At 63.2% G+C, this 20,535-nt stretch carries 20 protein-coding genes; 10 read left to right on the top strand and 10 right to left on the bottom strand.

Features of this window, described 5'->3' with window-relative positions; all coding sequences use genetic code 11:
- Window positions 1-63 precede the first annotated feature (63 nt).
- From M5C71_RS31100 to M5C71_RS31090, 3 genes are all read right to left on the bottom strand, one after another.
- On the bottom strand, window positions 64-1,659 hold the full coding sequence (locus M5C71_RS31100; protein ID WP_248769516.1) for a GMC family oxidoreductase: 1,596 nt from the start codon (window positions 1,657-1,659) through the stop codon (window positions 64-66).
- 121 nt (window positions 1,660-1,780) lie between these two features.
- The gene (locus tag M5C71_RS31095; RefSeq protein ID WP_248769515.1) at window positions 1,781-2,323 is read right to left on the bottom strand and encodes a twin-arginine translocation pathway signal protein; all 543 of its coding nucleotides are present in this window, start codon (window positions 2,321-2,323) and stop codon (window positions 1,781-1,783) included.
- 28 nt (window positions 2,324-2,351) lie between these two features.
- A complete protein-coding gene (locus tag M5C71_RS31090; RefSeq protein ID WP_248769514.1) occupies window positions 2,352-3,782 on the bottom strand; it encodes a coniferyl aldehyde dehydrogenase in 1,431 nt (476 codons plus the stop codon).
- Window positions 3,783-3,956: 174 nt separating this feature from the next.
- Between M5C71_RS31090 and M5C71_RS31085 the strand changes: the two genes are divergently transcribed.
- From M5C71_RS31085 to M5C71_RS31075, 3 genes are all read left to right on the top strand, one after another.
- A complete protein-coding gene (locus M5C71_RS31085) occupies window positions 3,957-4,628 on the top strand; it encodes a TetR/AcrR family transcriptional regulator (RefSeq protein WP_103494460.1) in 672 nt (223 codons plus the stop codon).
- Between the two features lie 147 nt (window positions 4,629-4,775).
- Complete coding sequence (locus M5C71_RS31080; protein ID WP_248769513.1) at window positions 4,776-5,630, top strand: sulfurtransferase; 855 nt, start codon at window positions 4,776-4,778, stop codon at window positions 5,628-5,630.
- A 75-nt stretch (window positions 5,631-5,705) separates the two neighbouring features.
- Window positions 5,706-6,137, top strand: coding sequence for a hypothetical protein (locus M5C71_RS31075; RefSeq protein ID WP_248769512.1), 432 nt, complete (start codon window positions 5,706-5,708; stop codon window positions 6,135-6,137).
- Between the two features lie 27 nt (window positions 6,138-6,164).
- Here the strand turns inward: M5C71_RS31075 and M5C71_RS31070 are convergent, their stop codons facing one another.
- The 6 genes from M5C71_RS31070 to M5C71_RS31045 form a co-directional block, all read right to left on the bottom strand.
- Window positions 6,165-7,220, bottom strand: coding sequence for a hydrolase (locus tag M5C71_RS31070; RefSeq protein ID WP_103494456.1), 1,056 nt, complete (start codon window positions 7,218-7,220; stop codon window positions 6,165-6,167).
- 78 nt (window positions 7,221-7,298) lie between these two features.
- Window positions 7,299-8,750, bottom strand: coding sequence for a pitrilysin family protein (locus M5C71_RS31065; RefSeq protein ID WP_248769511.1), 1,452 nt, complete (start codon window positions 8,748-8,750; stop codon window positions 7,299-7,301).
- A complete protein-coding gene (locus M5C71_RS31060) occupies window positions 8,743-10,089 on the bottom strand; it encodes a pitrilysin family protein (protein ID WP_248769510.1) in 1,347 nt (448 codons plus the stop codon). The genes M5C71_RS31065 and M5C71_RS31060 overlap by 8 nt, the downstream gene beginning before the upstream one ends.
- Window positions 10,090-10,201: 112 nt before the next feature.
- Window positions 10,202-10,816, bottom strand: coding sequence for a 16S rRNA (guanine(966)-N(2))-methyltransferase RsmD (rsmD, locus tag M5C71_RS31055; protein ID WP_248769509.1), 615 nt, complete (start codon window positions 10,814-10,816; stop codon window positions 10,202-10,204).
- On the bottom strand, window positions 10,816-12,306 hold the full coding sequence (locus M5C71_RS31050; protein ID WP_248769508.1) for a pitrilysin family protein: 1,491 nt from the start codon (window positions 12,304-12,306) through the stop codon (window positions 10,816-10,818). The genes rsmD and M5C71_RS31050 overlap by 1 nt, the downstream gene beginning before the upstream one ends.
- Complete coding sequence (locus M5C71_RS31045; RefSeq protein ID WP_103494451.1) at window positions 12,303-13,655, bottom strand: pitrilysin family protein; 1,353 nt, start codon at window positions 13,653-13,655, stop codon at window positions 12,303-12,305. The genes M5C71_RS31050 and M5C71_RS31045 overlap by 4 nt, the downstream gene beginning before the upstream one ends.
- A 174-nt stretch (window positions 13,656-13,829) precedes the next feature.
- Here M5C71_RS31045 and ftsY point away from each other — a divergent pair, with 174 nt between their 5' ends.
- The 4 genes from ftsY to rpoH all read left to right on the top strand — a co-directional run bounded on the left by ftsY (window position 13,830) and on the right by rpoH (window position 18,027).
- Window positions 13,830-15,356 carry a signal recognition particle-docking protein FtsY gene (gene ftsY / locus M5C71_RS31040; RefSeq protein ID WP_248769507.1) on the top strand — a complete coding sequence of 509 codons (1,527 nt, stop codon included), beginning with the start codon at window positions 13,830-13,832 and terminating at the stop codon, window positions 15,354-15,356.
- Window positions 15,353-16,024 (top strand): cell division ATP-binding protein FtsE, encoded by a 672-nt coding sequence (ftsE, locus tag M5C71_RS31035; protein ID WP_100944599.1) that lies wholly within the window; start codon window positions 15,353-15,355, stop codon window positions 16,022-16,024. Before ftsY ends, ftsE begins: the two co-directional genes overlap by 4 nt.
- Entirely contained in the window at window positions 16,021-17,043 is a 1,023-nt protein-coding gene (gene ftsX, locus M5C71_RS31030) for a permease-like cell division protein FtsX (protein ID WP_103494449.1), read from the top strand. Before ftsE ends, ftsX begins: the two co-directional genes overlap by 4 nt.
- A gap of 129 nt (window positions 17,044-17,172) precedes the next feature.
- The gene (gene rpoH, locus M5C71_RS31025) at window positions 17,173-18,027 is read left to right on the top strand and encodes an RNA polymerase sigma factor RpoH (protein WP_100944601.1); all 855 of its coding nucleotides are present in this window, start codon (window positions 17,173-17,175) and stop codon (window positions 18,025-18,027) included.
- Window positions 18,028-18,213: 186 nt separating this feature from the next.
- Here the strand turns inward: rpoH and mtgA are convergent, their stop codons facing one another.
- Window positions 18,214-18,936 carry a monofunctional biosynthetic peptidoglycan transglycosylase gene (gene mtgA / locus M5C71_RS31020; RefSeq protein WP_103494448.1) on the bottom strand — a complete coding sequence of 241 codons (723 nt, stop codon included), beginning with the start codon at window positions 18,934-18,936 and terminating at the stop codon, window positions 18,214-18,216.
- A gap of 70 nt (window positions 18,937-19,006) precedes the next feature.
- On the opposite strand from mtgA, the gene M5C71_RS31015 reads away from it, so the two are divergent.
- The 3 genes from M5C71_RS31015 (at window position 19,007) to M5C71_RS31005 (ending at window position 20,532) form a co-directional block, all read left to right on the top strand.
- Window positions 19,007-19,384 carry a DUF423 domain-containing protein gene (locus M5C71_RS31015; RefSeq protein ID WP_177100990.1) on the top strand — a complete coding sequence of 126 codons (378 nt, stop codon included), beginning with the start codon at window positions 19,007-19,009 and terminating at the stop codon, window positions 19,382-19,384.
- Between the two features lie 87 nt (window positions 19,385-19,471).
- A complete protein-coding gene (gene thiS / locus M5C71_RS31010; RefSeq protein WP_100944604.1) occupies window positions 19,472-19,672 on the top strand; it encodes a sulfur carrier protein ThiS in 201 nt (66 codons plus the stop codon).
- A 65-nt stretch (window positions 19,673-19,737) separates the two neighbouring features.
- A complete protein-coding gene (locus M5C71_RS31005; RefSeq protein WP_100944605.1) occupies window positions 19,738-20,532 on the top strand; it encodes a thiazole synthase in 795 nt (264 codons plus the stop codon).
- The last annotated feature ends 3 nt before the right edge of the window (window positions 20,533-20,535 follow it).

Raw genomic sequence — 20,535 nt, 5'->3', positions numbered from 1 at the left:
CCGGTCGGCCAAGTCAGGATACCGGGAAGAAAGCACTATAGACGCGACGAATAGTCCTCTTTTTCACGGGTTTTTCAAGCGCTCCGCGAGGGCGGTCGCCAGCTTGGCTGTAAGGCCATAAACCGAAAGCTGTGGGTTGGCGCCTATGCTGGTGGGGAACAGCGAGCCGTCGTGGACCGACAGATTGCGCAACTGATGGTGGCGGCCGAGGCTGTCGGTGACCGCGCTTTTCGCCTCTTCGCCCATGGCGCAACCGCCCATGACGTGGGCGCTGCCCAGGCGCGTGCGGTACAGCTCCAGGCTCAGTTCGTCGATCAGTTCCCGGGCCTTGGCCAGGGTGTTCACGTAGTCGGCATCGGCGTGCAGCGGCAATACCGACTTGGCGCCCGCCGCGAACTGGATCTCGGCCATGCTGTGGTACGCCCGGCGCAGGCCGTCCCAGGCATAGGCCGATACCTGATAGTCGAGCACCGGCGTGCCGTCGCCGCGCAGTTCCACGCTGCCGCCGGGACTGTCCGGGTGGAAACCGTCGCGCATCAGCGCCAGCATCATGTGGGTGTGCGGCAGTTGTTGCATGCGCAGGGCGTTTTGCGGGCCGAAGCCGCCCAGCAGGGTGCTGGCCAGGGCCGGTTGCAGGGGCGGGACTTCGAGTTTGTAGGACATCGGCCCGGTGACGCCGGCATTCCACTGGAAATGGTCGGAATAGATCGACTGGGGCGCGCCGTAAAACGGATTGATGACTTCGGAAAACTGCCCAGCGGAGAAATTCACCAGGTGCAGGAAGGTCCGTTTGCCCAGTTGGCCGCTGGGATCCGGTGCCTTGGAGCGCAACAGCAGTCCCGGGCTGTTGATGCCGCCGCCCGCCAGCACGTAATGCCGGGCCTTGACCTGGATTGTCCGGCCATTGGGGGCCACGCAACGTTCGTCCATCGCCACGCAGAGCAGGCCGGTGACCTGGTCGCCTTCGATCTGCAAGCGTTCGGCCCGGGCCAGATAGAGCAGCTCGCCGCCTTTCTCCAGGGTTGCCGGGATGGTGGTGACCAGCATCGACTGCTTGGCGTTGGTCGGGCAGCCCATGCCGCAGTAACCCAGGTTCCAGCAGCCGCGCACGTTGCGCGGGATGACTTTCCAACTGTAGCCGAGGGCTTCGCAGCCGTTGCGGATCACGTCGTTGTTGGCGTTGGGCGGCATGACCCAGGGGGCGACACCCAGGCGCTGTTCCATTTTCTCGAACCAGGGCGCCATCTCGGCGCTGCCATGGCCCTTGACGTTGTGCTCTTTGGCCCAGTGTTCGAGGGTCTGGTCCGGCGTGCGGAAGCTCGAGGTCCAGTTGATCAGTGTGGTACCGCCGACGGCGCGGCCCTGGAGGATGGTAATGGCGCCGTCCTTGCTCATGCGGCCGATGCCTTCCTGGTAGAGGCTGGTGTAGGCCTGGTCTTCGAGCATCTTGAAGTCGCTGCTGGTTTTCAGCGGGCCTTCTTCGATCAGCAGGACCTTGTAGCCGGCGGCGCTGAGGATTTCGGCGGTGGTGCCGCCGCCCGCGCCGCTGCCGATAATGGCGACATCGGCCTCCAGCGTCAGGTTCTGCTCCAGGCGGGAGCCGTTGTAGGTTTTCCAGCCTCGGGCCAGGCCTTCGCGAAACAGATCGGGTACGGGCATGTGCAGCCTCTTTTATTGTTGTTCTTGGGGTTTGTCCGAGACGCTGATTGCCCCGGCCTTGATGACAGCCCTGCTCCTACGGGTTCTGTTGTGTTTCCAAAGGCGTATTTCAGGTGCTGCATCAGATCTTCGGCGGGCCTGGATAACCGCAGTGCGCCCAGGCTTCGGCGCGGTTGTACCAGGCCATCATCACCAGTTGCAGCAGTGACGCGTGGCCCATGCGCAGCAGGCTCAGGTAGCTGTTTTCCCAGCGCTCGAGAAAGTTGTGGATCTGCGCGTCACTGGCATTTTCCCAACTGCCCCAGATGCCGGTCAGCGGCCCACGGGTGATGCCCATGCCGAGGACGTCGAACAGTTGCCGGGTCAGCTTGAGCATTTCCGGCGACAGGTGGTCGAGGCTGTAGTCCAGGCTCGCCAGGGTCTGGTCGATGGCGGCGGGCATTTTCTCGGCGGCGACAGCGCCTTCGAGCATCACCGGGATCAGCGCCTGCAAAAACGGCAGGTCATTGGCCTGCAACACGGTAAAACCGCTGGCCGGATGGCCGGCCGAGCAGCCGCTGAGGCTGGCGACCAGCCCGGCGCTGCTGAGGAAGGCGCCGGCGCAGAGGCCGATTTTCAGCACGCCGCGACGGCTCAGTACGGGAGATTCAGACAGGCTTGGCATTCTTGTTATTCACCTGGGCAGTGGAACATCAACGAACGAAGAGTTTCTGGATCAGTTTCTGGATCGATTTGCCGTAGGGCGGGTAGATCAGCCGTGCCGCGTTGAAGCGCTGCTTGGTCAGCACGCCCTTGGCCTTGCTGAAGGTCAGGAAGCCTTCGTGGCCATGGTAATGGCCCATGCCCGAGGGGCCGATACCGCCGAAGGGCAGGTCTTCCTGGGGCACATGGAGCAGGGTGTCGTTCAGGCAGACGCCGCCGGAATGGGTTTCATCGAGCACCCGTTGCTGTTCGGCCTTGTTGTAGCCGAAGTAGTAGAGCGCCAGGGGGCGGGGCCGGTTGTTGATGTAGGCAAAGGCCTCATCCAGGCCCTTGTACGGCACGATGGGCAGCAACGGGCCGAAGATCTCGTCCTGCATCAGGGTCATCTCATCGCTGACGTTCAGCAGCAGGCTGTGGCCCATGCGCCGACCCTGGCCCTGGTCGAACAGCGGAATCAGCAGTGCGCCCTTGCTGGTGGCATCGCTCAGATAACCGTTGAGCCGTGTCAGTTGGCGGTCGTTGATGATGCTGGTGTAGTCCGGGTTGTCGACCAGGGTCGGATAAAAGCCGCGCACTGCCTGTCGGTAGGCTTCGACGAAGGCCCCGACCCGATCTTCCGGCACCAGCACGTAGTCCGGCGCCACGCAGGTCTGGCCGGCGTTGAGGGTCTTGCCGAAGGCGATGCGTTCGGCGGCGTCCTTGAGGGGCACGTCCTGGGAGACGATGGCCGGCGACTTGCCGCCCAGTTCCAGGGTCACCGGGGTCAGGTTTTCCGCCGCCGCGCGCATCACGTGTCGGCCGATGCTGGTGGCACCGGTGAACAGCAGGTGATCGAACGGCAGCTTGGAAAAGGCCATGCCGATCTCGGCTTCGCCGAGTACCACGCACACCTGGTCTTCCGGGAATACCCGGCCCAGCAGTTCCTTGAGCAACAGGCCGGTGGCCGGGGTCGACTCGCTGAGCTTGAGCATCACCCGGTTACCCGCCGCCAACGCGCCCACCAGTGGGCCGATGCTGAGGAACAGCGGGTAGTTCCAGGGCACGATCACGCCGATCACCCCCAGTGGCTGGTAGACGACCTTGGCCGAGGCCGGCTGGAAAGCCAGGCCGACCCGACGGCGTGACGCTTTCATCCAGCCCTTGAGGTGGCGGCGAGCATGCTGGATGCCGTGCAGGCTGGGCATGAGTTCGCCGAGCAGGGTTTCATCGGCGCTGCGGTTGCCGAAGTCCTGGCTGATGGCGTCGATCAGCGCCTGGCGTTCGTCACTGAGCAGTTGGCGCAGGCTGTCGAGCCATTGCCGGCGTTGCTCGGCGGGAGGCATGGGGTGCGCGGCGTAAGCCTGGCGCTGCGCTTGAAACTGGCGCTGGAGTTGGTCCAGTTGCTGCTGAGACTCCTGCAGATAGGCTATTTCGGCAGACATGGCGCGCTCCAGTGTGTGATTTTATTTTTAAACGAATGTTTAGAGCTAATGCTCCAGAAAGTCAACAGGGAGTGCCTGTGCGTTCTGATAGCGGCTGAGAATCATGGCGATTTATCCGCGGCCGGATAGGCCGTAAGATGGCCGATACCGTCTTCTGGAAGTAAAGCTGAAGTCATGGCCCCTCGAATAAAAACCAGCGAGCGCATCGTCCAGAACAGCCTGGATCTGTTCAATCTGCAGGGCGAGCGCAGTGTCAGCACCAACCATATCGCGGCGCACATGGACATTTCGCCGGGCAACCTCTACTACCATTTCCCCAACAAGCAGGCGATCATCGCCGTGCTGTTTGCCGAGTACGAAGCCCTGGTCGACAGCTTTCTGCGCCCGCCCCAGGGGCGCGCCGCGACCATCGACGACAAGCGTTTCTACCTCAAGGCCTTGCTCGCGGCGATGTGGCGTTATCGCTTCCTGCACCGCGACCTCGAACATCTGCTGGAAAGCGATGCCGAACTGGCCGCCCGTTACCGACGGTTTTCCCAGCGCTGCCTGATCCAGGGCCAGGCGATCTACGCGGGTTTTGTCGCGGCCGGGATCCTGGGGATGGATGCCGTGCAGATCGAGGCCCTGACCCTCAATGCCTGGATTATCCTGACCTCCTGGGTGCGTTTCCTGAGCACTACCCGCGAGAATGCCCATCACCTGAGCGAAGAATCGATCAAGCGTGGGGTCTATCAGGTGCTGGTGCTGGAGTCGGGTTTTGTCACCGTGCAGTCGCGGGCGGCGGTGGACAAGTTGCTCAGTGAGTTTTATGTGCCGTTGGCCCAGGCCCTGGATGAGGGAAGCTAGGTTATGGTGTTGTAGGAGCAAGCTTGCTCGCGATGGACGTCAACGATGACGCGGGCGTCCTGGCCCCCCGCGGCGCCTGGACCACCATCGCGAGCAAGCTCGCTCCTACAATTGTTTTGTATTCACTTCACTTAGGAGGCGTTCGCCATGTCCCTTGCGCAACTGATCAGCCCCCGGCAACTGGCCGAACGCCAGGCCCGGCCCGGGTTGGTGATCCTGGATTGCCGTTTTGCCCTTGAAGACCCGGATTACGGGCAGCGCAGTTATGCCCAGGGGCATATCGAAGGCGCACACCACGCCGATCTGGAGCGGGACCTGAGTGGCCCGGTGATCAAGGGGCTGACCGGGCGTCATCCGCTCCCTGACCCGGCGGCCCTGGTCGAGCGCCTGCGGGCCTGGGGCATCAGTGCCGACAGCGAGGTCGTGCTCTATGACGACGGCCCGGGCATGTACGCCGCCCGTGCCTGGTGGCTGCTGGCCTGGCTGGGCAAGCGCGACGGCGTGTTCCTGCTCGATGGCGGGTTGAAAGCCTGGCATGCCGCCGGACAGCCGCTGAGTCTGAACCCTCCGACCGTCGGCCGTGGAACCTTCGAGGGGACGTCGGACGTGGCGCTGCAGATCAGCGTCGAAGACTTGCAGCAGCGCCTCGGGCAGCCGTCGATGACCCTGCTGGACGCCCGTGCCCTGCCGCGTTTCCGTGGTGAAGTGGAGCCGATCGATCCGGTGGCCGGACATATTCCCGGCGCACAGTGTGCGGCGTTCAACGAGAACCTGGACGCGGATGGGCGTTTTCTGCCTGCGGAACAGCTCAAGCAGCGTTTCGCCGCCAAGCTGGGGGATCGCTCGCCACGGGAACTGGTGGCGTATTGCGGCTCCGGGGTGACGGCGTGTCATAACCTGTTTGCCCTGTGCCTGGCGGGTTATCCGTTGGGAACCTTGTATGCCGGTTCGTGGAGCGAGTGGATTACCGATCCGCAGCGAGCGGTGGCGACGGGCGACTGATTATCCCGGCGGCCGAGATTTATCTACCTACAGGCCGGACTCCGTAACCGGCTTAATCCCCATGAGCGTGGAGCGATGCACGCTGTAGAAACCTCTTTGATAGAACGGATACAGGAGATTTTTATGGGACAGGCCGTGTTGAATAATCAACTCGATCCGAGGTCGGTAGAGGAACTGGGCGAATCGGCAGGGGCGCGAACTCCTGCCGAGCCACGATACAGCGGGCAGATGGAACCTCTCGCCAAACACTTTGAAACCCTGGCGAACAATACCCATCACAAGATGCTCGCGCTGGGCCGTAGTGTGCTGCTGGACAAAAAAGCGTCCTTGCAAGACCGTGAGATTGAAAGGCTGGAAGACTGGCTGGTGGATGCGGAACTCGAAGCCGAAGTTTTTGCCTGGGTCGAGGATCAGCCAGATGGCTATTCGGATGGGCAAGTGCTGGTGCCACTAGTGAATGATATCGCCACGCCGCTTGGCGCTGTCAGCTACCACGAATATGCCTGATCGATAGAAAGGCATCGCGCATTCCGTTCAATATTGCCTATCGGCCAGCCATTGCGGAATGCGCCTCTCCAGATAGTAAGTCGGCTTGCCCAGCGAGCCGTCGACAAACCCCACATGCCCACCCCTGGCCTGCAATTCGAATTGGGTGCCCGGCGCCAACTCATCAGGCTCCGGCAGGCTGTGGGGAAACACGAAGGGATCGTCCTTGGCCTGGATAATCAGCGTCGGGGTGCGAATCGCTCCAAGGAAATAGCGGCTGGAGGCGCGGCGATAATAATCCTGGGCATCGGCAAAACCGTGCAATGGCGCGGTGACCCGTCCGTCGAAATCCCAGAAGGTACGCATCCCCGTCAGCGGTCCCAGGTCGCTCAGGGTAGTCAGGCCCTCGATCCGCCCGTCATGCTGGAACTGGCGCTGCTTGTTCTTGATATAGGCCACCATCTCGCGCATGAAATGCGCCTGGTAGATCCGCGAAAGGCCCAGGCCGATGCGATCGGCGCACTGGTCCAGGCGAAACGGCACCGACACCGCCACGGCGCCTTGCAGGCCACTGTCCTGGCCACTTTCCCCCAGATGCTTGAGCAGCACGTTGCCACCCAGGGAGTAGCCGACGGCATAGAGCGGCGCCAGCGGGCGTTGGGCCTTGAGGTGGGCGATCGTGGCTGCCAGGTCTTCGCTGGCCCCGGAGTGATAGCTGCGCGCCAGTAGATTGGGTTCTCCCGAACAGCCCCGCCAGTTCAGCGCCACGCTGGCCCAGCCCTGGTTGCCCAGCGCCTGTTGCAGGCCGGCGACATAAGGCGAGTTCGACGAACCGGTCAGCCCGTGGAGGATCAGCACCAACGGCGTCTCGGCGGCATGCGGGCCGTGCCAGTCAAGGTCGAGGAAGTCGCCGTCGTCAAGCCACAGGCGTTCACGCCGACGGTCGAGGTGGACGGTCTTGCGCCAGAGCGGTCCCCACAAGGTTTGCAGGTGCGGGTTGCCCAGGCCCGGAGCGGGGGTGAAGCCCGGCAAGTCAGTGGGCTGGGAAAATGACGGCAACGCAGCGAGTCTCGAAGTGGAAATGGGCGGCGCTGGTGCTGCCATGAACAAGCGATCATGGCAGCCACGCGTATGTGTGCGATATACCTAAGTTGCCACAGTCCTGTCCATTGCCGCAGCTTTTTATCCCGGCGGCAGGGCACGAGGCTGGCAACTGGGCCCCCGAACCTGGAGATCGGGCAAGGCTTGCTGGGGGGCGCTCGGGCCGGTACTGGTCACCACCCAACTGTCGGCGTTGAAATGTGCGTTCAAGGCAGCCTTGATCATTTCGCGGGTCAGTTGCTGCGCCTGTTCGGCATAGTCCGTCAGGCTCAGTGGCAGGTCGTGACGGGCGATCACCAACAGCGCCTGGAGGATATCCGCATTGCTGGCGCCATTGAGCGCCATATCACCGCGCAGGCTCAGTTTGATGTTCTGCAGTTCCTGCTCGGTCGGGCCGTCTTTCAGGAGCTGTTCGAACATCCCCTTGACCCGCCGGATCACGGCTTCGCGGTATTCGGGAGGCGTCGAGAGGTTGATGTGGAACGGGCCGCGGGCTTGCCAGTTCTTGAGTTGAGCCTGCGCCGAATAGGTGACGCCATGCTGCTCGCGCAGGACTTTCATCAGGCGGCTGTCGAAGCCTCCGCCAAAAATCAGGCTGGCCACGTAGAGAGCGACGTAATCGGGATGATTCCGAGGCGGGGCGATCTGGGCGAAATCCAGATGAATCAGGGTGGTCGGCCGTTCGATATGGAAGGTGCCGACGACGCTGTCTTCACGTCGGGCGCTGGCGGTGGGTGGCAATGCCGGACCTTTGGGCAAGGCGTCGGAGATCTTCACGCTGATGCTCTGCGCCTGCTCCAGCGAGAGATCACCGACCAGCAGGATAATGGCGTTGCCCGCGCTGTAAGCCTTGCGGTGAAAGCCGCGCAGCTGCTCGGCAGTGATTTCCCCGATACTTTCCCGGGTGCCATAGAGGGGCTGGGCATACGGGTGCCGTGGGTAGAGCGGCGGTGCAAGGCGATGACTGACCCAGGTGTCGATGGCTGCATCCTCGCGCATTTGCCGGTCGATGATCTCGCTCTTGACCCGGCGGATGGCATCGCTGGTGAAGCTGGGCTTGCTCAACACCTCGCTCAACAACTGCAGGGCCGGTGTCCGGACGCCTTCGTCGCTGAGGCTGCGCAGGGTGAAAAAACCATGGTCACGGTCGATGCCATTGCCGATCTTCACCCCCAGGCTGTCGAATGCGGTCAGGATCGTGTCGACATCCTTGCCCTCCGACCCTTCGTTGAGCAGGCTCAGGGCCATGGCCGCCAGGCCGGGTTGCTCGCCGTCGTAACGGCTGCCCGCGGCAAAGCTCACGGCCACATCGAGCAACGGCAGGCCATGGGTTTCAACAAAGAGCACCTTGGTCCCGTTGAGCGTTTTCCAGCCGCGGACAACCCGGGTCGTGGGTGTGGGTGCCAGGTGCTGGACCTCGTTCAACGATTGCAGGGGATTGACGCTCGACAGGTCGCCGCCGGCAGCAGGAATGGCAAGGCTGGCGAGCAGTGCCGGCAGGAGGCTCGATAACACCGGGTTGGCCCTATTCATGGTGGGTTTGCCCGGGGCTGGCCAGGGCTACGCTGAGCCGCTCGCGGGTGAAGTAGGTTTGCGCGGCGTGTTGAATGTCCAGGGGCGTGACAGCCTTCAGATGTGCTTCTTCCTGTTCTTCCAGGGCCCACGACAGGCCGGCGCTTTCCAGGCCGCCGAGTGTCTGCGCCTGGTTTTCCAGGGAGTCGAGGGCAAAGACGCGTCGCGCCATCATCCGGGTGCGCGCGCGCTCAAGCTCCTGCGCGCTGACAGGCGACTGTTTGAGCTCGTCGAGCAGTTGCCACAGGCGTGCCTGAAGGTCGTCCAGGCTGGGATTTTTCTGGGTGTCCAGATCAACGACAATCTTCAACAAGGCGTCTCCCCGGTTGAATGCCTCATAGCGCGAGTGAGCCCGGGTGACCAACTCTTCATGGAACTTCAACTCCCTGAACATCCGCGAGCCGGAGCCGACGCCGAGCAGTTCGTTGAGCAGGTGCAAGGTGTGCGCGGTATGCGGATCGGCGGCGGTGACCAGGCTGGGCACGTTGAACGCCATGATCAGACTGGGAAACTCATTACGGGTCTGGACCATGATCCGTCGCTCGCCCGGCTCGTTCAGCTCCAGCGGGGGCTTGGTCTCTGGCAGCGTTCGGCCGGGCAGGTCGGCGAAGTAGCGCCGGGCCAGGGTTTCGACCTCCCCGGGGGTGATATCGCCGACCACCACCAGGGTGGCGTTGTTCGGCGCGTACCAGGTGGCGTACCAGCGTTGCAGTTGTTGGACGTTCATGCGTTGCAGGTCGTGTTGCCAGCCGATGGTCGAGGTGCGATAGCCGCTGGTGGTAAAGGCGATGCTGCGCATCTTCTCGTCGAGCAGTGTCCCTGGGGTGTCATCGACGTTCTGCAGCCGCTCGTTTTTGATCACCTCGATTTCACGCCGGAAGGCGGCTGGCGAAAGTCGGGCGGTGCTCATCTGGTCGGCCATGATTTCCAGTGCGACGCCCAGGGCATGGCGTGGCATCAGGTATTCGTAGGTGGTGCTGTCATGGTTGGTGAAGGCGTTGATCCGCGCGCCCAGGCGTTCCATGACCTCGAACGCCTGGCCGGGGCAGACTTTGCTGCTGCCCTGGAACAACAGGTGTTCCAGGGCATGGGAAAGCCCGGATTCGCCAGGCGGTTCGTGACTGGAGCCGACTTTGTACCAGAGCTGGGCCGCCACGACGGGGGCTCGATGATCTTCGCGCACGATGACTTTCAAACCGTTGTCGAGCATCAGCTCGTGGGTGCTGGGCAAGGGGGTGGCGAGGGCGATGACCGGCAGGAAAAGCAGGCCGAGTGCACATCGTGGGTAGGGGCATTTCATCCTTCAGGGGCCTTTTGAGTTGCAAAGGAACACCTTGATCCGGATGACGGAGGGGCTGGCGGTAGCGGGATAGTGACGGCGGCCCGAGGCTTGGCTCGAACCGCCGCTCAGGTTATTGGCTGGCTACGCTGCGGTGCCACAGCGCGTAGTGGACACGCCCGGACTTCTGCTCGCGGTGCAGGCGCCAGTTGCCCGGCAGGCCGAGGCCCGAGGGGGCGTTTTCGCTTTCGGTGTAGACCCACGCGTCGTCGGCCAGCCACTGGCGTTCTTCCAGGAGGGCGCAGATGCCGGGCAGCAGGTTCTGGTTGAACGGCGGGTCGAGGAACACCAGGTCGAACGGCGTGGCCGCCTGGGTTTCCAGGTAGCGCATGGCGTCGGCGGTCTGCACCTGGCCGACGCTGCAACGCAGGGTGCCCAGGTGTTCGCGCAGGTTGGCCACCGCCAGGTTGCTGGCGTCCAGTGCCTGGCCCATGGCCGCGCCACGGGACAGGGCCTCGAGGAACAGGGCGCCGCTACCGGCGAACGGGTCGAGCACCTTGGCCCCGGCGACATAGGGCGCCAGCCAGTTGAACAGGGTTTCGCGCACCCGGTCCGAGGTCGGCCGCAGTCCCGGGACATCCGGGAAGCTCAGGCGTCGGCTGCGCCATTCGCCACCGATGATACGCAGTTGATTCACACCGTTATGGGGGTGAGCGGGTTTCTTGCTGGGACGCGATGGGCTGGCCATTAATGCTCCGGAACCCCGAGCGGCTGCTCGGCGGGTTTGTCAGTCGGTGGCGGCAGGGGCTTTTGCGGCACCGTGGGCCCTGCGGTGACGACGATCATCTTGTCGACACTCAGGTGTTTGTTCATGGCGGACTTGATCTGCTCGACGGTCAGCGCCTGGGTCTGTTGCACGAAGTTTTCCAGGTAGTCGAGCGGCAGGTCATAGAAACCCATCAGGCCCAGTTGGCCGACGATGCTGCTGTTGCTCGCATTGGAAAGCGGGAAGCTGCCGGCCATTTCGCGCTTGGCGTCGTCGACTTCCTTCTGGGTCGGGCCGTTTTTCAGGTAGTCGGCGATCACGTCGTCCACCAGCTTGAGCGTGCCTTCGCTCATTTCGGCGCGGGTCTGCAGGTTGATCTGGAACGGGCCGCGGGCCTGCATCGGCGAGAAGCCCGAATAGACACCATAGGTCAGGCCGCGTTTTTCCCGCACTTCGCTCATCAGACGGGTGCCGAAACCGCCGCCGCCGAGGATCTGGTTGCCCAGGGACAGGGCCGCGTAGTCCGGGTCGGTGCGGTCGATGCCCTGTTGGGCCATCAGGATGGTGGTCTGCTTGGACGGGAACTCGATATGCCCGACGCCGGCTTTCGGTTCGGCCGGCTGGGCGATCTTCGGCAAGGCCGGGCCCTTGGGCAGGGCGGCGGAGACCTGGCTGGCGATGCGTTCGGCTTCGCTGCGAGACAGATCACCGACCAGCGCGATCACCACGTTGCCGGCCGCGTAGGCCTTGGCGTGGAAGGCGCGCAACTGTTCCAGGGTGATCGGCGGGATGCTCTGTGCCGTGCCTTCGCTGGGATGCGCGTAGGGATGATCGCCATACAGGCGCTTGGACAAGTCCAGGCTCGCCAGCTTGCCGGGATTCTGCTTCTGGTATTCGAAGCCGGCCAGCAGCTGGTTCTTGATCCGCGCCAGGGAGTCGGCGGGGAAGGTCGGCTTGCCCACCACCTCGGCGAACAGCTTCAGTGCCGGCTCGCGTTTGTCCGGGGCGCTGAGGCTGCGTAGCGAAGCAATCGCCATGTCCTTGTAGGAACCGTTGCCGAAGTCGGCCCCGAGGCCTTCGAAACCCTGGGCGATGGCACCGACGTTCTTGCCGGCCACGCCTTCGTTGAGCATGGCGTTGGTCAGCGCGGCGAGGCCCGAGGCGTTGCCGTCCTGGCTGCTGCCGGCGGCGAAGGTCAGGTTCAGGTTGAACATCGGCAGTTCATGGGCTTCGACGAACAGCACCTTGGCGCCTTCGGCGGTTTTCCAGGTCTGTACGTTCAGGCTGCGGTGCGCCGGCGCCTTGCCGTCCAGCTCCGCCAGCGATTGCAGCTTGTGGCCGGACTTGGCAGCGTCCAGGGCCTGGCTGGCCTGGGTATTACGCGCATCGAACAGATAAAAGCCGATACCGCCCGCCGCGACGGCGAGGGTCAGGGCGAGCAGGGCGAAACGTGGCCCCTTGGACTGACTCATTGGGCGCTCTCCTCGGGCAATACATGGGCGACGCTGAGGCGCTCGCGGGTGAAATAGGTACGGGCGGCTTTCTGCAGATCCTGCGGCGTGACGCTTTGCAGGTCGGCCAGTTCGGTGTCCATCATTTTCCAGGACAGGCCGACGGTTTCCAGGATGCCGATGGCGCTGGCCTGGCTGGTGATGGAGTCACGTTCGTAGACCAGGCCGGCGATCACCTGGGCACGTACGCGTTCCAGCTCTTCGGCGCTCGGTGCCTGGGTTTTCAGTTGGTCGAGCAGGCGCCAGAGGCCGGCCTCGGTGTCGGCCAGGGTTTTTTTCTTCTGGCTGTTGGGGGTGGCCGAAAGCAGGAACAGGGTGTCGCCACGGGTGTAGGCGTCGTAGCTCGACGAGCCGCCGGAGATCAGCTCTTCGCCACGCTCCAGTTGCGACGGCAGGCGCGCACTGTAGCCGCCGTCGAGCAGGGCGGCGATCAGGCGCAGGGCGGTGACCGAACGCTTGTCTTCGGCGGTGGCGAAGCTCGGCACGTTGAAGGCGAGCATCAGGCTCGGCAACTGGGTCTTCACATGCAGGGTGATCAGGCGTTCGCCGGGCTCGTCGAGTTCCCGCGGGATCTTCGCCGGCGGTGTGTCACGCCGAGGGATGGCGCCGAAATAGCGTTGGGCCAGGGTTTTGACTTCATCCGGGGTGACGTCGCCGACCACCACCAGGGTGGCGTTGTTCGGCACATACCAGGATTGGTACCAGTGGCGCAGCTCTTCTACCTTCATGCGGTCGAGGTCGGCCATCCAGCCGATGGTCGGCGTGTGGTAGCCGCTGGCCGGGTAGGCCATCGCCTTGAAGCGCTCGAAGGCCTTGCCCATGGGCTTGTCGTCGGTGCGCAGGCGGCGCTCTTCCTTGATGACTTCGATTTCCCGGCTGAACTCGTCGGCCGGCAGGCGCAGGCTGGCCATGCGGTCGGCTTCCAGCTCCAGGGCCACGCCCAGGCGGTCGCGGGCCAGGACCTGGTAATAGGCGGTGTAGTCGTCGCTGGTGAAAGCGTTTTCTTCGGCACCGAGGTCCCGCAGGATCAGCGAGGCTTCGCCCGGGCCGACCTTGGAGCTGCCCTTGAACATCATGTGTTCCAGGGCGTGGGACAGGCCGGTCTGGCCCGGGGTTTCGTAGCTCGAGCCGACCTTGTACCAGATCTGCGAGACCACCACGGGGGCGCGGTGATCCTCGCGCACGACGACCTTCAGACCGTTGTCGAGGGTGAATTCGTGGGTCGGTTGCGGGTCGGCGGCCAAGGCGGCCAGGGGTAGGCAAAGCGTGCTGAGCAACAGGCCAGCGGCACGGCGGGCTAGAGCATTCATTCGTTTTCAAACCTGTAGTACGGCCCGCGTGATCTTAGCGTCGGCGGGCGAGGAGGTGCTAGGATACTGCGTTGCGCGCGAACAATCTGGTCAAAAGGCAGTCTGTTGCGCATCAGAATATTATTTGCCGAAGCGCCACCTTGGCGCGTCGCTACCGTGAGATAGCCGTCCTCCATGTTTGGTTCCAACGACGACAAGAAGACCCCAGCCCCGGCTGGCGAGAAAAAAAGCCTGTTCGGCTGGCTGCGTAAAAAACCGCAGGAAGCCGTCGTCGAACAGCCACAACCGACTCCTGAGGCCACGCCCGCGCCAGTGAGCGAGGCGTTGCCGGTGGCCGCCGAGCCGTTGCCGATCAGCGTGCCGGTGGTTGAAGCGCCTGCCGCCGCACCGGCTGCCCCGGTGCATGAGCCCTGGCCGAGCCTGCCCGTGGCCGAGGAGCCGGTGGCCCTGGTCGAGGATGTTCAGGCGCCGCATATCACCCCGCCGATTCCGCTGACGGCTGTTGCGCCGGTCGCTGAAGTGGCCGCACCTGAACCGTTCATCGCCGAACCGGTGCCAGCGCCGGTCATTGCGCCGATTGTCGAGGCTCCAGCTCCAGCTCCAGCTCCAGCTCCAGCTCCAGCTCCAGCTCCAGTCTCTGCACCTGCACCTGCACCTGCACCAGTCCCGGCACCCGCGCCGGTCGTGACGCCTGTGGTTGCTCCGGCTCCGGTTGCGGTGGCTGAACCGGTGACTGCCGAACCGGCCAAGCCCGTTTCCGAAGAGACCAAGGTCGGCTTCTTTACCCGCCTCAAACAGGGCCTGTCCAAGACCAGCGCCAGTATTGGCGAAGGCATGGCCAGCCTGTTCCTGGGCAAGAAGGCCATTGACGACGACCTGCTCGAAGAGCTGGAAACCCGTCTGCTGACCGCCGACGTGGGTGTTGAAGCCACCTCGGTGATCATCCAGAGCCTGACCCAGAAAGTCGCCCGCAAGCAGTTGACCGACAGCGACGCGCTCTACGCCTCGTTGCAGGCCGAGCTGACCGCGATGCTCAAGCCGGTCGAACAGCCGCTGAAGATCGATTCGCAGCACAAACCCTTCGTGATCCTGGTAGTGGGCGTCAACGGCGCCGGCAAGACCACCACCATCGGCAAACTGGCGAAGAAGCTGCAGCTCGACGGCAAGAAAGTCATGCTGGCGGCGGGCGACACCTTCCGCGCGGCGGCGGTGGAGCAACTGCAGGTGTGGGGTGAGCGCAACCAGATCCCGGTCATCGCCCAGCACACCGGTGCCGACTCGGCTTCGGTAATCTTCGATGCGGTACAGGCGGCCAAGGCGCGCGGTATCGACGTGCTGATCGCCGACACCGCCGGTCGCCTGCACACCAAAGACAACCTGATGGAAGAACTGAAGAAGGTCCGTCGGGTGATTGCCAAGCTCGACGTAGACGCGCCCCACGAGGTGCTGCTGGTGCTCGACGCCGGGACTGGGCAGAACGCCATTAACCAGGCCAAGCAATTCAACCAGACGGTCCAACTGACCGGCCTGGCATTGACTAAGCTCGATGGGACCGCCAAGGGCGGGGTGATCTTTGCCCTGGCCAAGCAGTTTGGCCTGCCGATTCGTTACATCGGCGTCGGTGAAGGGATCGATGATCTGCGTACCTTCGAAGCCGAACCCTTTGTCCAGGCCCTTTTCGCGGAGCGGGAGCATTCATGATTCGTTTCGAACAGGTCGGTAAGCGCTATCCGAACGGTCATGTCGGCTTGCATGAACTGAGCTTTCGGGTGCGTCGTGGTGAATTCCTGTTCGTGACCGGGCATTCCGGCGCGGGCAAAAGTACCCTGTTGCGCCTGCTGCTGGCGATGGAACGTCCGACCACCGGCAAACTGCTGCTGGCCGGGCAGGATCTGGGCCAGATCAGCAACGCACAGATTCCGTTCCTGCGCCGGCAGATCGGCGTGGTGTTCCAGAACCACCAGTTGCTGTTCGATCGCACGGTGTTCAACAACGTCGCCTTGCCGTTGCAGATCCTCGGCCTGTCCAAGGCCGAGATCGTCAAACGCGTGGATTCGGCCCTGGAGCGCGTGGCCCTGTCGGACAAGACCGACCTCTACCCCGGCGATCTTTCCACCGGCCAGCAACAGCGTGTCGGTATTGCCCGTGCCATCGTCCATCGCCCGGCCTTGCTGCTGGCGGACGAACCCACCGGTAACCTCGACCCGCGCCTGGCGGCGGAAATCATGGGCGTGTTCGAAGACATCAACCGCCTGGGCACCAGCGTGCTGATCGCCAGCCACGACCTGGCCCTGATCGCCCGCATGCGCCACCGCATGCTGACCCTGCAACGCGGCCGATTGATCGGCGACGGGGAGGCAGGCGAATGAGTGCGACTCGCAGCCCCAAGGTAGCCGAACGCGTGGCCCCGAAAGCCAGCGACCCGCAGCCGCCGAAGAAAAAACGCAACGAAGACGACGGTCCGGACTTCGGCACCCTGCTCAGCGCCTGGATCGAAAGCCATCGCGCCAGCCTGGTGGACAGCCTGCGCCGCCTGGGCAAGCAGCCGATCGGCAGCTTCTTTACCTGCCTGGTGATGGCCGTGGCCCTGAGCCTGCCCATGGGCTTGTCGCTGCTGCTGAACAATGTCGAGCGCCTGGGTGGCTCCTGGCAGCGCGCGGCGCAGATCTCCCTGTACCTGCAACTGGATGCCAGCCCGACCGAAGGCGCGCACCTCAGCGAACAGATCAAGGCCATGCCCGGCGTCGCGGATGCCGAGTACATCAGCAAGGAAAAGGCCCTGGACGAGTTCCAGCAGCAGTCGGGCCTGGGCGAAGCCCTCAAGGAATTACCGCAGAACCCCCTGCCGGGGGTGGTGCTGGTGACGCCGAACGAAGTCGACAAGGCGACATTGGAAGCCCTGCGCCAGCGCCTGGCCGAGTTGCCCAAGGTGCAACAGGCGCAACTGGACCTGGTCTGGGTCGAGCGTCTGGCAGCTATTCTCAAGCTGGGCGACCGCTTTGTCTTCGGCCTGACGGTGCTGCTGGTGTCTGCATTACTTTTGGTGATAGGCAATACCATTCGTCTTCATATTGAAAACCGCCGCACCGAGATCGAAGTGATTAAACTGGTCGGCGGCACTGATAGCTATGTGCGTAGGCCTTTTCTCTATATGGGCGCGCTTTATGGCTTTGGTGCCGGGTTTTTGTCCTGGGGCGTGTTGGCTTATGGCCTGAACTGGCTGAATGACGCGGTGGTCGGGCTGGCCGGTCTCTACGGCAGCGACTTTTCCCTGGCCGGTGTGCCGGTGGCCGATGGTCTGTCATTGTTGCTTGGGGCGGTGCTCTTGGGGTATATCGGTGCTTGGATTGCGGTCGCACGGCATTTACGTGAGCTGGCACCGAAGTAGTTAATGTCAGATTAATGTGGTTTCGTTTGTATTGACCGTATTGGTGGTTTAGGGAACTTGTCCTACGGTTCCCGGTCAATTTTCGCAGTGCATCACTGCACGAGTTATGTGAGTCGGAGGTTTTTTCGTATGACCACTTCTTTGCAACCTGTCTACGCGTTGGTCCCGGGTGCGAACCTGGAAGCCTACGTGAACACGGTGAACAGCATTCCTTTGCTGACGCCGGAGCAGGAGCGTGAACTGGCCGAGAGTCTCTATTATGAGCAGGATCTTGGGGCGGCTCGGCAGATGGTGCTCGCCCACCTGCGTTTTGTCGTCCATATCGCCCGTAGCTATTCCGGCTACGGGCTGGCCCAGGCTGACCTGATCCAGGAAGGCAACGTCGGCCTGATGAAGGCCGTGAAGCGCTTCAACCCGGAAATGGGTGTGCGCCTGGTGTCGTTCGCCGTGCACTGGATCAAGGCGGAAATCCACGAGTTCATCCTGCGCAACTGGCGCATTGTGAAAGTGGCCACCACCAAGGCCCAGCGCAAGCTGTTCTTCAACCTGCGTAGCCAGAAAAAGCGTCTGGCCTGGCTGAACAACGAGGAAGTCCACCGCGTGGCCGAAAGCCTCGGCGTGGAACCCCGTGAAGTGCGCGAGATGGAAAGCCGCCTGACCGGCCAGGACATGGCCTTCGACCCGGCGGCGGAAGCCGACGACGACAGTGCTTTCCAGTCTCCGGCCAATTACCTGGAAGACCACCGGTATGACCCGGCGCGTCAGCTGGAGGATGCCGATTGGAGCGAAAACTCCAACAGCAACCTGCATGAAGCCCTGGAAGTGCTCGACGAGCGCAGCCGCGATATTCTCTACCAGCGCTGGTTGGCGGAAGAGAAAGCCACGCTGCACGACCTTGCGCAGAAGTACAACGTTTCGGCCGAGCGTATTCGCCAGCTGGAAAAGAGTGCGATGAACAAGCTGAAGTTGTCGATTGCCGCTTAAGTGCTGAAGCAATAAAAAACGCCCCGATCTGATCGGGGCGTTTTTGTTTCGACGTTCGAAATTTTCGGCGTCTGGACAGGCCTCACCGCGAGCAAGCTTGCTCCTACAGGGTCAGCGTCGTTCACAACATTGTGGCTCGCCGCCAACACTGTAGGAGCAAGCTTGCTCGCGATGAGGCCCTGGAGATCACAACGCCCAGGGCGCCTTGCGCGAGTTGTTCAGCCCGCTCAGGTACTCATCCCCACCCAACTGGCTCATCTGCTGGCGAATCCAGCCCGCCCGGCGTGCCACGTAGGTGCTCGGGTGACTGGCGCTCCATTCCCGCGGATTGGGCAGCACCGCCGCCAGCAAGCTGGCCTGCTGGCGCGACAAGCCCGCCGCGCTGACGCCGAAGTGATGCCGCGCCGCCGCTTCCGCGCCGAACACGCCGTCGTCCCACTCCACGCTGTTCAGGTACACCTCGAGAATCCGTTGCTTGGGCCAGGTCAGCTCGATCAGCGCGGTAAACCAGGCTTCTAGCCCTTTGCGCAAATAACTGCGACCGGACCACAGGAACAGGTTCTTCGACACCTGCTGGCTCAAGGTGCTGGCACCGCGAATCGAACCGCCGCGCTCGTTGTGTTCAAACGCGGCCTGGATCGCATCGAAGTCGAAACCCCAGTGCTCGGGGAATTTCTGGTCCTCGCCGGCCATTACCGCCACTTTCAGCTCGTCGGAGATCTGTTCCCACGGGCGCCAGCTGCGTTGCAGGTCAATGGGCTCGCCATCGGTCCAGGACTCGATCTTGCGTTCGACCATCAGCGCGGTCCCGGGCGGCGGCACCCAACGAAACAGCAGCACCAGCAACACACTGCCGATGGCGAACCATTTCAGGACGGTGACGAGGCGGCGGAAAAGGAATGACAACATAGAGATGGCTTGGCCGGGGCGTGGGAGCGGGCCATTATACAGACCCTGTGCCCCCTGAATGGAGTTCGTCATGTTGCGTGGTTTTTTGCTGCTGGCCGCCTTTTTCGGTTTTACCGGCGTCGCCCTCGGTGCCTTTGCCGCCCACGGCCTGAAAGACCGCCTGAGCTCGGAGTACCTGGCGATCTTCCACACCGGGGTGACCTATCAGCTGGTGCACGCCCTCGCGCTGTTCGGCGTGGCGCTGCTGGCGACCCATATTCCGGGGCGTCTGGTCACCTGGGCCGGCCTGTCGTTCGCCTTCGGGATTATCCTGTTCTCCGGCAGCCTGTATCTGTTGACCCTGACCGGTGTGAGCAAGCTGGGCATCATCACCCCGTTCGGCGGCCTGGGCTTCCTGATCGGCTGGTTCTGCCTCGGTCTGGCCGCCTGGCGCCTGCAGGCGGCTTGAGCTGACCGCCAGGTCGACGAATGGCTTGGGTCGCCCGGACTGATCGGGCTAGAATGCTGACCCCTAAAAATGATGGCAGCCCGGCGCATGCGCATTCAATTGAACGGTGAACCCTTTGAACTGCCCGATGGCGAGACCGTCGCGGCGTTGCTGGCCCGGCTCGACCTGGTCGGGCGGCGGGTGGCGGTGGAGCTGAACCTGGATATCGTCCCGCGCAGCCAGCATGCCGACACCGCCCTGCGTGAAGGCGATCAGGTCGAAGTGGTACACGCTATCGGTGGCGGTTAATCGCCCCTGCAGTCCCACGCCCTGATCCACCCTGCAAGCCCTCAACCTTTCAAGAGGATTTCCGAATGAGCACTGTTCGCAGCGACAAGCCCTTCGTGCTGGCCGGCCGTACCTATCAGTCCCGCCTGCTGGTGGGTACTGGCAAATACCGCGACATGGAAGAAACCCGCCTGGCCATCGAGGCCTCGGGGGCCGAGATCGTCACCGTGGCGGTGCGCCGGACCAATCTGGGGCAGAACCCGGGCGAGCCGAACCTGCTGGATATCCTGCCGCCGGATCGCTACACCATCCTGCCGAATACCGCCGGTTGCTACGACGCCATCGAAGCCGTGCGCACCTGCCGCCTGGCCCGTGAGCTGCTGGACGGCCACAACCTGGTGAAGCTGGAAGTCCTGGCCGACCAGAAAACCCTGTTCCCCAACGTGATCGAAACCCTCAAGGCCGCCGAAGTGCTGGTCAAGGAAGGTTTCGACGTGATGGTCTACACCAGCGATGACCCGATCATCGCCCGGCAACTGGCGGAAATCGGCTGCATCGCGGTCATGCCGCTGGCCGGCCTGATCGGCACGGGCCTGGGGATCTGCAACCCGTACAACCTGCAGATCATCCTCGAAGAAGCCAAGATCCCGGTGCTGGTGGATGCTGGTGTCGGTACCGCCTCCGACGCCACCATTGCCATGGAACTGGGTTGCGAGGCGGTGCTGATGAACTCGGCCATCGCCCACGCCCAGCAGCCGATCCTGATGGCCGAAGCCATGAAACACGCCATCGTTGCCGGTCGCCTGGCCTACCTCGCCGGTCGCATGCCGAAAAAACTCTATGCCAGCGCTTCCTCGCCGCTGGATGGTCTGATCAAGTAAGAG

The sequence above is a fragment of the Pseudomonas sp. MWU12-2345 genome (assembly GCF_023242385.1).
Classification (GTDB): Bacteria; Pseudomonadota; Gammaproteobacteria; order Pseudomonadales; family Pseudomonadaceae; genus Aquipseudomonas; species Aquipseudomonas gingeri_D.
This window is presented reverse-complemented; position numbering and strand designations above follow the sequence as displayed.

Coding starts and splice junctions, on each gene's coding strand:
- M5C71_RS31070 (WP_103494456.1), bottom strand. CDS start 7,220: ATGGCAGCACCAGCGCCGCCCATTTCCACTTCGAGACTCGCTGCGTTG.
- M5C71_RS31075 (WP_248769512.1), top strand. CDS start 5,706: ATGCACGCTGTAGAAACCTCTTTGATAGAACGGATACAGGAGATTTTT.
- rsmD (WP_248769509.1), bottom strand. CDS start 10,816: ATGGCCAGCCCATCGCGTCCCAGCAAGAAACCCGCTCACCCCCATAAC.
- ftsY (WP_248769507.1), top strand. CDS start 13,830: ATGTTTGGTTCCAACGACGACAAGAAGACCCCAGCCCCGGCTGGCGAG.
- M5C71_RS31015 (WP_177100990.1), top strand. CDS start 19,007: ATGTTGCGTGGTTTTTTGCTGCTGGCCGCCTTTTTCGGTTTTACCGGC.
- ftsX (WP_103494449.1), top strand. CDS start 16,021: ATGAGTGCGACTCGCAGCCCCAAGGTAGCCGAACGCGTGGCCCCGAAA.
- M5C71_RS31065 (WP_248769511.1), bottom strand. CDS start 8,750: ATGAATAGGGCCAACCCGGTGTTATCGAGCCTCCTGCCGGCACTGCTC.
- M5C71_RS31095 (WP_248769515.1), bottom strand. CDS start 2,323: ATGCCAAGCCTGTCTGAATCTCCCGTACTGAGCCGTCGCGGCGTGCTG.
- ftsE (WP_100944599.1), top strand. CDS start 15,353: ATGATTCGTTTCGAACAGGTCGGTAAGCGCTATCCGAACGGTCATGTC.
- rpoH (WP_100944601.1), top strand. CDS start 17,173: ATGACCACTTCTTTGCAACCTGTCTACGCGTTGGTCCCGGGTGCGAAC.
- M5C71_RS31005 (WP_100944605.1), top strand. CDS start 19,738: ATGAGCACTGTTCGCAGCGACAAGCCCTTCGTGCTGGCCGGCCGTACC.
- M5C71_RS31045 (WP_103494451.1), bottom strand. CDS start 13,655: ATGAATGCTCTAGCCCGCCGTGCCGCTGGCCTGTTGCTCAGCACGCTT.
- M5C71_RS31050 (WP_248769508.1), bottom strand. CDS start 12,306: ATGAGTCAGTCCAAGGGGCCACGTTTCGCCCTGCTCGCCCTGACCCTC.
- mtgA (WP_103494448.1), bottom strand. CDS start 18,936: ATGTTGTCATTCCTTTTCCGCCGCCTCGTCACCGTCCTGAAATGGTTC.
- thiS (WP_100944604.1), top strand. CDS start 19,472: ATGCGCATTCAATTGAACGGTGAACCCTTTGAACTGCCCGATGGCGAG.
- M5C71_RS31085 (WP_103494460.1), top strand. CDS start 3,957: ATGGCCCCTCGAATAAAAACCAGCGAGCGCATCGTCCAGAACAGCCTG.
- M5C71_RS31100 (WP_248769516.1), bottom strand. CDS start 1,659: ATGCCCGTACCCGATCTGTTTCGCGAAGGCCTGGCCCGAGGCTGGAAA.
- M5C71_RS31080 (WP_248769513.1), top strand. CDS start 4,776: ATGTCCCTTGCGCAACTGATCAGCCCCCGGCAACTGGCCGAACGCCAG.
- M5C71_RS31060 (WP_248769510.1), bottom strand. CDS start 10,089: ATGAAATGCCCCTACCCACGATGTGCACTCGGCCTGCTTTTCCTGCCG.
- M5C71_RS31090 (WP_248769514.1), bottom strand. CDS start 3,782: ATGTCTGCCGAAATAGCCTATCTGCAGGAGTCTCAGCAGCAACTGGAC.